The following is a 12,889-nucleotide window of genomic DNA, read 5'->3' as shown; positions in this document are numbered from 1 at the left end:
TGGAAGTTGAGCCTTTGAGCCTGGAAGTTGCACCTTTGAAAGACTTAATTACAGAAATTTGTTTTTCTTGTTCAGAAAAGTTACTGATTTCTGCCTCCTTATCTCCCCCACTCTCCACTCCCTATTTTTCTTTAACAGCCCAATCAGTTAATTTAAAGTCCGACTTTGCCAAACCCTGCGAGACTAAAAATTTCTTTGTCCCTTCTAAAAGTTTCACGCCCTGGGCTGGTAATGGTTCTTCTGATATTTGTTTGAGCGGTAACGATACTTTAATGATATTGAGGGGATATTTAGTAGTTTGAGCATGATACTGATAATATTCTTCAGAATTAGCTTTTAAATCCTTGGCTGCTTCTGTGAGAATTGCATTAAATTTCTGGGGGAAATCAGGCTGTTTCGCCAGAAAGCTTTCGGTCGCTATAACTAATGATGTTCCAGATAAACCCTTATGATTCGCCGAAGAATCAATCACTGGAAACCCTTGTGATTTCAGAAAAGGCCCTAGATCGCTTGAGGTTGCATAAGCTGCTACATCACCACGTTCTAAAGCCGCTTTTGCCTCAGTAGTCATCAAGTGGACAACTTTTACATCCTTGGGAATTTTAGCTTCAGCTAATAGACCCAGCAGATATCGATGCATATAAGAACCTTTTTGGGTAGCTATTTTTTGACCTTTAAGTTCAGCAAGCGATCGCGGGCCATTCTTTTTTGCTACTAACCAGGCGGTTGTATTAAATTGACTGATCCGCAGCAGTCGGGTTTTCTGACCCCTTGCTCTCAAAACTATGGCTGGTGTATCACCTAAAGAACCAACATCTAATTGTCCGGCAACAAGCGCTTCATTTAGATCCGGCCCGTTAGGAAACCTGGCAAAAGTAATGTTTTTAAATCCCACTTTTTGCAACTCACGCTCTAATATTCCCTTCTTCTTTGCCCAACCAAGTGCTCCTGTAGGTTCTGAACTACCTACATAACCTATTCGTAGGGTAGAAATGTTATTGGAAACATCAGTGTTATTGACATTAACAGCCTCAATGGATTGAGCAGATTTAGTTTCGCCTTGACTACATGCTGTAGTTAGTAGCAGTAGGACACAAGCCACTGAAGTTGATAATCTTGAAGTAAATTTATTTTTACTGATAGAACCTGTTCCTACTTTGAACGACAGCATGACTATTTTCTCCGTCGCATTATTTCATCTGCTTCAAAATCTGGAATGTTTGATCGGCTTTTGCTGTTGAAGTGCGTTTATGTCCCCAACCGATGTTTTCCCGATAACTACCCAGTAGCCCAACTTCTGCCAATTCTGCTTCGTTAACTGAAGTCGTTACATCGCTCTCTGGAGCAACATAAAGCGCATCAACTGGACAATACAATTCGCACATATAACAGGTTTGACAGTCACTCTGTCGGGCAATGGTTGGCGGTGCATTTGGTACTCTGTCAAACACGTTGGTTGGACAAATATTCACGCAGATATTACATTTTATGCACCGCGATTCGCTGACCAACTCAATCACACTGCTGCTCCTATTTTAGATAAAGACTTTTCTGTACTCTGTAAAGGCTGACTCTTTACCCAGACTCGATCTAATCCGCCACTAATTAGGTGATGTTGCTGATTCGCATCAACTTCTGGATAGTCTTGATGTTTGTGCATACCACGAGTTTCTTTACGTTCAATGGCACTGCTGTACATCCATCGTGCTGTGGCTACCATCGCCGCAGCTTCTCGCGCCCGGATTAGCTCTTTATCTGATGTTACCTGGCTACTGCGGAGTTCTTGCCAAAGATGATTTAGCTTACCCAAAGACTCGGTTAAGCCTTGTTCTGTACGGAAATAGTTCTTTTCGTAGGGAAATACTTCGGCTTGGACTGCCTGAATTACTTCATCAGTTGCTAAGGAGCGATCGCTCCCACTTTGTAATACTACCTCTCCAACACCCTTAACTCGTCGTTGAGTTTTGTGTTCTCCGAAACTACGGCTATATTCAGCAGCCGATTTCCCCGACCAATAGCCAGAAGATATTGCCCAAGCCGCATTATGACTACCACCGCCAGTAAATCCGCCACAAATTAGTTCGCGTGTAGCGGCATCTCCCGCCGCATACAGTCCCCGTACAGAACTCGTACAAGTCTCATCAACAATCCGAATTCCCCCCGTACCGCGTACAGTTCCTTCTAGGCGCAAGGTGACGGGGAAACGTTGAGTAAATGGATCGATACCTGCACGGTCAAAGGGTAAAAAGAAGTTGGGCTGTGCTAAACGCATAGATGCCCGCATTGATTCTGCTGCTTTGTCTATGATGGCGTAAACTGGCTGTTGTAGTAATGTCTGGGCAATTACTGACCGTCTATGAGAACTTGCCCCCGGAATCACAGTACCGTCTTCGTAGGTGAAGGTTGCCCAATTATAAAACAGGGTTTTGGTAACTGAAGAAAAGGCGGGAGAGATGCCATAAGCATTAGAAAATTCCATACCCGACATCTCGGCACCTGCTTCAGCCGCCATTAGATAACCATCCCCTGTCAGGACGTTGCATCCTAACGCTTTACTCAAGAATGCACAGCCACCTGTTGCGATAATTGTGGACTGCGATCGCACTACCCATTTCTCACCAGTTTGACGGTTTACACCTGTTGCACCAGCAACAGCACCATCGTCATCTACCAGTAATTCTAAGGCGGGACTGTTGTCTAAAATCTTGACTCCTGCTCGTTGAATTTGCCGCCGCATCAGCCGCATATATTCCGGCCCTTGCAGCGATCGCCGATAGGGTTTACCTTCATCGTCGGTAGGGAAGGGATAACCCCATTCTGCTAACTGATTAACGTTGACATAGGTCTGATTCAGTACCCGATCCATCCAGTTGCGATCGGATAAAAACCCACCCAACGATTCCCGACTTGCCTTTGCTGTTTCTCGTGCTTCTGGGTCAGGTGGCACATACCACACACCATTGCCAGATGCAGCAGCACATCCAGTTGTACCACAATATCCTTTGTCTACGAGAATCACCCTAGCTCCACTTGATGCAGCACTCCATGCCGCCCAAGTTCCAGCTGGCCCTCCTCCAATCACAAGCACATCGCCTTCTAAATCGAGTTCAAAATCGGTTGTTAACGTCTTCAGCATCTACAATTTCCCCTCCATCGACAAAGTCTCAAGCATCAAGTCTTCACCCCATCAATGCTGCAAAATACTTATAAATCTGTTTGCCTATCTACTTAACATCGCAATTCGCAATTACGTTTTGTAACGGGGATTTAACCCCGACACAAAACAACAGTGCCTCTACAGGCTCTTGACTTAAACCCCCACAACTTGTTAAGGCAGGTTACCATCAGATTGGCATCTACAACTACATTATCTTGATAGATTAACCGTAGTTTGTAATATAACAAAGCTTTTCACAGTTTTCGACAAAAAGCAAGCTTTTTAACAAATAAATTTAAACGTAAACTTATGTCAATAAATTTTATTATATTTCCCAATAGTCTTGCTTTTTGTGGTGTTTTGTGGGTTTACTCAATGTGAGTACACAAAGTGCTTAATTTTGATAAATTTGCCGTAGTTAAATAAAGTTTTCCAAACCAGAGCAAGGAATCCCATTCCGGCTCAAGGCATCAACCAATATTTTTCAGAGTTTGAGCAAGAGTGAAAGTGCCAGTTTTAGCTACTTTTAGCGATCGCTCCCTTAAGACTCAATAATCCCCAGACTTTTCGATTAAACCAGCGTAAGCAAAGTTTTGATCAACTGCGGTTTAAGTCCCCCACTATATACAGTTATCAGTAAACAGTTAAAAGTTTTGATAAGTAAGTCGGTGCGAATAAATCAAACTATGTTAAGCAATGTAAAATTATTGTAATCGAGTTCGTAGTAAGGACTTCAGTCCTTATTTGAAGACTGAAGTCCTTACTACAAACCTTTAATTATTCACGCCGTTTTACTTAAACTGCGGTTTAAATACGCAGGGTAACTGATAACTGTTGACTGTTCACTGATTTCTGTCAAAGGTTAAAACCTAAAGACAGTACGAACCCAAGCAAATAAACTATCAGGATTGCTGGCATTTGAATCCGGTGCAGTAATCCAGATCAAACCCGGTGTAACCTCAATATTATCTCCGATTTTATATTGGTAGAATGCTTCAACATGCAGGGAAGTATCTTTATCGGCTTGTCCCGCGCCAGCTCCCAAATCTACATTCTTACTAAGACTGATGAGTTTTGGCTCCATACCAACTAAAACCCCCCCTAGAGCACCTTCACTAAAAAGATCCGGGAATGCCAGTCCTACCGCCCAATCCATAGCTTCGCCATCTCCGCGCCCCAAATAGCGGTGTGCTGCATAACTTACCCACGCATTAATCGCGAACTTGGAATTAACTTGATAGAAGGCCTGTAAACCATAAAGGTTGCCTAGAGTTGCTACTTCAGGCACGGTGCTGTTTACCAAGTTACTCCCGACTGCTGGACCGAAATTTGTCCCATTAAAACCTAGTGTCCTTGGTGGACTATAGGTATTAACATAAGTTGCAGCCACCCGAAAATTCCTATTACTGGAGTAGTATATCAACTGTGCTAAAGCTAAATACCTGCCTGTAAATAAGCCATTATTAGCTGTGGGATTGTTACCGTTTGGTGCGCTGTACGCTATCCCGAATTGAACCTGTTTGCCTAATCCCTGGAGTATGGCAATTCCGGGGCCGCTATCTCCATAGTTATAGACCAAAGACCGCCGTGAGAATCGTGAAATTCCATTAGCACCAGTCGCAAAAGACGATTCAAAATATGGGTTAACCGGACCAGAAAGACCTATCTCACTAGCTCCGTCAGACAAGGGATAAATGTTAACTTGGGTATTTGGAAAAGGTAGAAACCGATAGCGAAGACCACTAAGAATAAGAGTATTGCGTGGAAAACTAATATTGGCGTTATCAGCAGTTCTCCCCTCATAAGTTCCCAATAATCCAGCTCTTGTTTGTCCCAATGATTCAATACTTCCACCTCCTATTGTCATAGCTAGTGAATCTTTACCGTTAAAACTGGTGTTTAACCGTAAAGAAGCTAAGCCTTGAAGTGTGGCATTGTGAGGTGCTGGTGTCTTGCTGACGACGTTATTGCCTGCTATAAGTTCGCCAAGGACAATCTGAGCTCGACCTATAAGTTTGGTTGTGGTCGTAAACTGAGTTCCTTCTAAATTCGCAGTTCGCGCTTCCAAGTTATCTACGCGTCCCCGAAGTTGAGCCAGTTCTGGAGAAAATTGTTCTTGTAGTTTTTTGATGGTATCCAAGTCTTCGCGTTTGACTAAATCTGCCGTTGAAGTCGCTATTAGTTCATTGAGGCGATCTAAAGCTGCATTCAACCCAGCTGCAAATTCATAGCGCGTTAGGGAACGATCTCCTTTAAATGTGCTATCTGTATATCCCGCAATTACACCGTAGCGCTCAACTAGAGACTGTAATGCTTGAAATGCCCAATCTGTCGGCTTAACATCTGACAGTTGCGAGACGGATGTTGTTTGTCCTGCTGGATTATTTGGAGCTTTTTTGTTACTTGGCGGTGAAACTTGCAACAATTGCGAGACAGGTGTTACTCGATCTCGGAGATCATTTGGAGCTTTTTTACGAGTGACTGGTGTAATTGAAGTGTCTACTGTTTGATTGACAACTGCTTCTGGCGCTTTGTTTTGTTCTACTTCAGTCGTAGATACATCAGATTTGGGCAGTTCAGCCTGACTTTTGGCTGGATAAAAAACCAGGATAGCTAGAATATCTAGCAACAAAACCAGGAACACTATGGATCTATAATTCCAGCGAAAATTCGACATGACTCCTTAACTCCTCAACCTTAAACACGAATAAACTAGCTCTCAATTAGACAGACAAACCAAGATAAATCCTCGATCAAAATGTTTTTGCGAAAACATTAGATTATAGACTTAGCAAAAGTTTTTTGGTTATAAAAGTACAAATTTCTGAAAAATATCGAAACCAGTACTAAGCAATTAGATTGACAACCAAAAATTCGCAGTCAGCTATTAATTCTGACGCTTGAAAGAATTCTATAAACGTCTTATATGAGACATTTACTGCTTTAGAAAAGATTTTTTTTTAAGTAAAACTCAAACACATGCTATATAAACTGATACTTTTTAGACATCGTAATGGCGTTTTTTTGTTATGCTGTACAAAGTTAATCAATGGCTACTGACATTGACTAAAGCTTGATTTTGATGAAAGTTATTATTTGCCAATTAACATTAACTGAAAACACTAATTTGTAATCAGCTATATTTTGACAGCATCAATTTTAACTAAATACGATACTTCTATCGACTTACCGTACTTTAGTAGAATTATCTTTGCATAGAGCTTGCTACAATGCAATACCCAGTAATTTTCCATGAGGCGAAAATATGTCAAAGTTTTTGGCTAAGTTAACTCCAGCAACTGCGATCGCTTACTGTGTCGTAGGTAATCGCCGGAAATAGTCAGTCAGTAAAAATGAATCAAAAGCAACAAATTGCCCAAGCTGTAGATAATTTGGGCTACACAGGCTGTTACCCCTCCTGTCTCCAGCAAGAACTGTCCGGTTGTTGAGCGTAGTCGAAACACTGCCTTTCTTAGGTCAATACTTGTCTAGATTTTGAATAGTAGGATCTTCTAAATTATCTAGTTTGTCAGAATTGCTCGTTGAGTTGGAAGACTTGTGATAAAAACCCCCTACCTCTGCCAAAGTATAGAGGGGCCTAGCTTTAACTTCTTCATAGATCCGCCCTATATATTCGCCTAAGATGCCAACACTGACTAACTGCACAGATCCGAGAAAGAAGATTGCCATCAAAATAATCGTAAACCCGCTTACCGGCGAATGGGGGATAAAAAGACGCCAATACAAGACTAATAAAGCCATGAAGATGGCCGCCGCCGCCGCTACTAACCCTAAGTAAGTTGATAATCGCAGTGGCACTATTGAAAAAGATACTAGACCATTGATGGCAAGCACCAAGGATTTGCTGAAAGTGTATTTAACTTCCCCAGCAAAGCGGGGGTTGCGCTCGAACCGAATTGCTGTTTGCTGAAAGCCAACCCAAGAACGCAGACCACGAATATAGCGGGTACGTTCTGGCATAGAATTGAGAATATCTACGATCTGGCGATCCATTAAACAAAAATCACCAGTATCAGTAGGAATCTCTACATCTGCAAGCTTTTTGAGGATGCGATAAAAAAAGTAGGCAGTAAAACGCTTAAACCATCTTTCCTTGAGGCGTTGAGTGCGTTGAGCGTAGACGACTTGATAGCCCTGTCGCCATTTTTCAATCATGTCGGGGATTAGTTCTGGTGGATCTTGTAAGTCAGCATCAAGGATGATGATAACTTGACCCCGGACAAAATTCAGACCAGCAGTAACTGCAATTTGGTGACCAAAGTTACGAGCAAAGCTCAGATAGCAAATACGCGGGTCTTTTTGATGGAGTTGTCGCAGTAGTTGTAGGGAGCGATCGCGGCTACCATCATTGATAAAAATTAATTCGACAACACCATCGAGCCGATTCATTACTGCACTCAGTCTGCGGTATAGTTCAGGAATAATTTCTTCTTCGTTATAAATTGGAACAATCAATGAATACTTTGGTCGCATCTAAGAATCTCGTTTAATTTTGAACAGCCAAGCTGACAGACTGCTTGCGATCGTAAAGGTTTGGTTCTTAGTATACCTAGCAAGATTCAAGTCCCATTCCGATAATTTATTTATTTTTTGGATTTATGTAATCTGAATCTGATTCTTTAAGGCTTTCTACAGCTTTTTTGGGAAAAGTCCGACGATGACGATACCAAGTAGACCCTGCTACCAGGCTTCCAGTTAAGCCCAAGGCGAGTACTAGCGGTAAAAAATCGCCTGTTTTGACTGCTTTCAAACCAGAACTACCTAGTAATACAAAAGGTAATACACTAGGAACAGTACCAAGTGTTGTACCTAGAACATAGTCTTTAAAGCTGATCGAAGTTAGTCCAGCCACAAAGTTGACCAAGCCATAGGGCATGATTGGTACTAATCGGATGGCAAACATATAAAAAAGCCCTCCACGCCGTACCTCAGCATCCATTGCTTGCCAGCGTCCTGCTAGTCGTTTTGCAACTGTTTTACGTCCAATAGTCCGAGTAAAAATAAAGGCAATTATTGCCGCAATGACTGCTCCAACACTAGTCCAGAAAGTACCCAGCCAAGGGCCAAAAATTGCACCTCCAGTCAAATTTAGCACTGTTGAGGGCAAAACTAACATAGTTGCCACAACGTACAAAGCAACATAAATAACAGGTGCCCAGATACCAGAAGATTTTAGCAAAGCTTGAATTTGTGCTGGTTCAATGCCGCCAATCAGATATACTGCTATACCAGTTGCAATTATGCAACTCAGTGTGAGTATTAAAATACCAGCTTTCAAGTTCCACACTAGAATACTCCTGCTTTTTTTGTAACACAATCCATCTTTGACAAATTTCCCCTTTAATTAATTCTTGAAAACCTTGGTTTTGGAAAGTGAGGTACACCCGTAGGGGCACGGCACTGCCCATTGGTGTCAATAAAAGCTTAGAAATAGCTTAACTGTTGGCTTCCTTACCCGCCTTGAACTTTAGTTCAAGGCTACAAGCTTTAGTCTACTTAAGTACACTAAAGATTTTTGGCTATATTTAGTCATCAACAGATAACTTTCGCTATAAGAGAGTAACTTCAGTTCCTTGCAGGATATAGCTTTTACGTTAAGTTTACACCAATGGGGGCTGCCATGCCCCTACACCTGGCGATATAATTTTATACGGCATCTCAATGGGAACAGCTATAAATTATTAGGTACTACCAAAAAATAAATCATCCAATCTTAATTTGTAGGGTGCGTTGTTTCGTTAACGCACCGTCTATATTAATCTGTTACGGTGCGTTATGCCTCTGGCTAACGCATTCTACAAGTTAGATATTTTTTTAATTGGAAGTCCCACAGAGAGTTATTCCTTATGAATCCTGAATCTACTATTTGTAACACTGGTTTTTTAAATAATTTCCTGTAAAATATTTACTTATTCTTGACAACTACGGTAACTCAATAGAATTGCCGGACTTTAAAGCCCTCATACCCTGACAAACATGCAAATTCTCTGGTTTATTCCTACTGGATCTCATGACGGACGCTATTTAGGCACAGATATTGGCTCTCGTGTTGCCACACCTGATTATTTGCAGCAAATTGCCCAAGCTGTGGATAATTTAGGCTACACGGGCGCATTGTTACCCACAGGGAGTTCTTGTGAAGATGCTTGGATTACGGCTGCTGCTTTCATCTCTGTCACCAAACAGATGAAATTTCTCGTAGCAATTCGTCCAGGAATTACTTCCCCAGGTGTTGCTGCCCGGATGGCAGCAACATTTGACCGGATTTCTAAAGGAAGATTGTTGATTAATGTGGTGACAGGTGGAGATCCGGTGCAACTTGCTGGGGATGGCTTGCATCTTAGTCATGACGATCGCTATGATTTAACCGATGAATTTCTCACAGTTTGGCGGGGTATCGTCAGTGGGGAAACAGTGGATTTTAAAGGAAACTACCTGGATATCAAAGGTGGTAAACTCCTATTCCCACCAGTTCAAAAACCCTATCCACCCTTGTGGTTTGGTGGCTCATCTGCTGCTGCCAAACGCGTTGCTGCTAAACATATAGATGTTTACCTGACTTGGGGCGAACCTCCAGAACAAGTAGCCCAAAAGATAGCCGAAGTTCGGCGACTGGCGGCTGAACAAGGAAGAACAGTCAGTTTTGGGATTCGCTTGCATGTAATTGTGCGAGAAACCGAATCTGCGGCTTGGGATGCTGCCAATGAGCTAATTAAGTATGTGGATGAGGATGCGATCGCAAAAGCTCAGAAAGACTTGGCTAGTTCTGATTCTGAAGGACAGAGGCGCATGAGTCAACTACATAGTGGTAGTCGAAAAACCTTAGAGATTAGCCCCAACCTCTGGACAGGAATTGGATTAGTGCGGGGTGGTGCTGGTACAGCCCTAGTTGGAGATCCTGACACCGTTGTTGCTAGGATGCTGGAATATAGCAATTTGGGCATAGAAACTTTCGTGTTTTCTGGATATCCTCATTTAGAAGAAGCGTATCGCACTGCTGAATTATTATTTCCACGCCTACCTTTACAGAGCGAACCGACACCGCTAACGCCACCAGTCGTGAGTACTTTTAGCGAATTTGTCGCTAATGAAAAATTTGCGAAACAACTAACGAGTGCTTCATGACAATGCCAATTTTAGATTTGGGATTTTGGATTAAGCAAAAACACCAAATGTAAAATCTAAAATCAAAAGCTTGATGCTTTTAGATTCATATTTGTGAACAATCTAAAATCTAAAATCCCAAATTAAAAATTCCATGACTATCACATCTGAACACACCAAAGGCAACAATAATATATCCCTAATGGAGGTGTTAGACAATCTGCAAATCGAGAAAATAGTTCCTTGGATTGTGCCTGTTTTTTCTTGGGGATTATGTAGCTGACACTAATTGACTTTTGAAAGAGGCTGCTAAATTTAATGTTGTTATTATTGTTTCTAATGACTTTCCTAGAATTCAAAATAATTATAAAAATTCGTATTAGGAAAAAATAGCACTTTATTTATTAGTGAAACAGAAGCAATTTCTAGAGATACTCCTGTAAATAGGAAAGAGGTTATTTAACATGAAACTGATCTTACCGCTCGATCTCGTTGCTGACATTGAGCCTCATCTACCACCTGATACAGAAATTGTCAGGGTAGATGTTGAAGGAAATTTAGATGGGGATGCTAGCGATGCTGAAGTTTATTTCAGTTGGTTTTTATCCAGAAGTCCGACGCTGCATAAAATATTAGAAGCAGCACCTGCACTACGTTGGCATCATGCACCAAATGCAGGCGTGAATCACATCCTGACACCAACTTATTTGTCAAGAAATATTATCCTCACAAATGGGGCCGGAGTGCATGGGATTCCGATCGCAGAATTTGTGATCGCTTATATACTGGCTCATGCCAAGCATCTACAGGAATTATATACTTTACAAGCAGAACGTCACTGGAAAAAAGGCTTTGCCATCCAAGAGTTGACAGATGCGACCTTGCTAATTATTGGCGCCGGTGGTATTGGTCAAGAAATCGCCGCCCGTGCTAAACCCTTCGGCTTAAGAATTATTGGCAGTCGCCGTCATCCCCAAGAGCTACCAAATTTTGATAAAGTAGTGGGTGCTGATGAATGGCGATCGCTCCTGCCAGGGGTTGATTATGTAGTTATTGCGACACCATTAACTCCAGAAACCAAAGAATTTATTGATGAATCTGTATTGCGATCGCTCCCAAATCATGCCTATTTAATTAATATTGCTCGTGGTGGTGTAGTTGATGAATCGGCATTAATAAAAGCGCTCACAGAAGGTTGGATTGCAGGTGCAGCATTAGACACAGTTAACTCAGAACCACTACCGCCAGAAAGTCCTTTGTGGTCACTTCCTAACATTTTTATTACACCTCATACTTCCGGTCATTCACCAAAAAGCAAACAGCGTTCAATAGCGCTATTTATCGACAATCTGAAGCGTTACCAAGCTGGTAAACCATTACGAAATGTAGTTGACAAAGAAGTAGGATACTAAGAAATTCGTAATTCGTAATGACGCTCGCGCACTCGCTTTGCGCGTCGCTAACGTAATTCATAATTAACAGGTGCTGCGGCTTAGGTTGCACAATCCAAAATCCAAGTTGCGCTGGAAGCGCACCAAAGGTGCGATCCAAAATCCAAAATGAAATGAGGGAGTAGCAAATGGTGAAACTAATTTTACCCGATCATCTTATTGCTGATATTCAGCCACACTTACCATCTGATATAGATGTTGTGGAGGTGGATAGTGAAGGTAATTTTGATGGTGATGCCAGTGATGCAGAAGTTTATGTCAACGGATTTTACTTAAAAACCTCTACTCTTAACAAAGTACTGACAGCAGCACCCAGACTGCGTTGGCAACAGTCACCAAGTGCTGGCGTGAATCACATTCTCACACCAACTTTTTTGCAAAAGGACATTATTCTCACTAATGGCGCAGGGGTTCATGCAATTCCAATTTCGGAATTTGTACTAGCATTCATGCTCTATCACGCCAAGAATCTGCGAAAATTGCAAACTTTGCAGGATGAACACACTTGGGTAAGAGGAGTATTTCTCGAAGAGTTGGCAGACGCGACTTTATTAATTCTCGGCACTGGGAATATTGGTCAAGCGATCGCATCTCGTGCCAAAGCCTTTGGAGTTCGAGTTTGGGGTAGTCGCCGCCATCCCGAACCCCTACCAAATTTTGACAAGATTGTGGGTGCTGATCAGTGGCGATCGCTCCTCCCAGCAGCAGATTATGTAGTTATTGCTACACCATTAACTCCAGAAACTAAAGGCATGATCGATGAAACTGCATTGCGCTCCATGCGTCAGTCTGCTTACTTAATTAACATCGCTCGTGGTGCGATCGTAGATGAAGCCGCATTACTCACCGCACTACGTGAGGGATGGATTGCGGGTGCTGGATTAGATACAGTAGCTACAGAACCTCTGCCGCCGGAAAGTCCCCTGTGGTCGTTGCCAAACGCCTTTATCACCCCCCATTGTTCAGCCCTTTCGCCACGCCTCAGAGAGCGAATAGCACAACTATTTATCGACAACCTCAAACGCTACCAAACCGGTCAGCCCTTGCAGAATGTGGTAGATAAGCAAGCAGGATATTAAAATATTGGGGATTGGGGATTAGGGATTGGGGATTGGGGATTGAGAAACTCTTTCCCAGTCCCCAGTCCCCAGTCCCC

Annotated in this window: 9 protein-coding genes; 3 read left to right on the top strand and 6 right to left on the bottom strand. The window is 42.3% G+C overall.

Annotated features, from left to right (window positions below):
* Positions 1–121 precede the first annotated feature (121 nt).
* From ACFFAP_RS09685 to ACFFAP_RS09660, 6 genes are all read right to left on the bottom strand, one after another.
* Positions 122–1,171: an ABC transporter substrate-binding protein gene (locus ACFFAP_RS09685; protein WP_375511016.1), complete on the bottom strand. Its 1,050-nt coding sequence runs from the start codon at positions 1,169–1,171 to the stop codon at positions 122–124.
* A 19-nt stretch (positions 1,172–1,190) separates the two neighbouring features.
* On the bottom strand, positions 1,191–1,520 hold the full coding sequence (locus ACFFAP_RS09680; RefSeq protein ID WP_289799651.1) for a ferredoxin family protein: 330 nt from the start codon (positions 1,518–1,520) through the stop codon (positions 1,191–1,193).
* The gene (locus ACFFAP_RS09675) at positions 1,517–3,136 is read right to left on the bottom strand and encodes an FAD-dependent oxidoreductase (RefSeq protein ID WP_375511015.1); all 1,620 of its coding nucleotides are present in this window, start codon (positions 3,134–3,136) and stop codon (positions 1,517–1,519) included. Before ACFFAP_RS09675 ends, ACFFAP_RS09680 begins: the two co-directional genes overlap by 4 nt.
* An 883-nt stretch (positions 3,137–4,019) precedes the next feature.
* Positions 4,020–5,834: an iron uptake porin gene (locus tag ACFFAP_RS09670; protein WP_375511014.1), complete on the bottom strand. Its 1,815-nt coding sequence runs from the start codon at positions 5,832–5,834 to the stop codon at positions 4,020–4,022.
* Positions 5,835–6,634: 800 nt separating this feature from the next.
* Positions 6,635–7,651: a glycosyltransferase family 2 protein gene (locus ACFFAP_RS09665; RefSeq protein ID WP_375511013.1), complete on the bottom strand. Its 1,017-nt coding sequence runs from the start codon at positions 7,649–7,651 to the stop codon at positions 6,635–6,637.
* Between the two features lie 106 nt (positions 7,652–7,757).
* On the bottom strand, positions 7,758–8,465 hold the full coding sequence (locus ACFFAP_RS09660) for a TVP38/TMEM64 family protein (protein WP_375511012.1): 708 nt from the start codon (positions 8,463–8,465) through the stop codon (positions 7,758–7,760).
* A 689-nt stretch (positions 8,466–9,154) separates the two neighbouring features.
* Here ACFFAP_RS09660 and ssuD point away from each other — a divergent pair.
* The 3 genes from ssuD to ACFFAP_RS09645 all read left to right on the top strand — a co-directional run bounded on the left by ssuD (position 9,155) and on the right by ACFFAP_RS09645 (position 12,812).
* Positions 9,155–10,303: an FMNH2-dependent alkanesulfonate monooxygenase gene (gene ssuD, locus ACFFAP_RS09655; RefSeq protein WP_375511011.1), complete on the top strand. Its 1,149-nt coding sequence runs from the start codon at positions 9,155–9,157 to the stop codon at positions 10,301–10,303.
* Positions 10,304–10,746: 443 nt separating this feature from the next.
* Positions 10,747–11,694, top strand: coding sequence for a D-2-hydroxyacid dehydrogenase (locus ACFFAP_RS09650; protein ID WP_375511010.1), 948 nt, complete (start codon positions 10,747–10,749; stop codon positions 11,692–11,694).
* A gap of 167 nt (positions 11,695–11,861) precedes the next feature.
* The gene (locus ACFFAP_RS09645; protein WP_375511009.1) at positions 11,862–12,812 is read left to right on the top strand and encodes a D-2-hydroxyacid dehydrogenase; all 951 of its coding nucleotides are present in this window, start codon (positions 11,862–11,864) and stop codon (positions 12,810–12,812) included.
* The last annotated feature ends 77 nt before the right edge of the window (positions 12,813–12,889 follow it).

It is taken from the genome of uncultured Nostoc sp. (assembly GCF_964245575.1).
GTDB lineage: Bacteria > Cyanobacteriota > Cyanobacteriia > Cyanobacteriales > Nostocaceae > Nostoc.
Note: the sequence above shows the minus strand (reverse complement) of the source record. Positions and strands in the feature narration are given on the sequence as shown.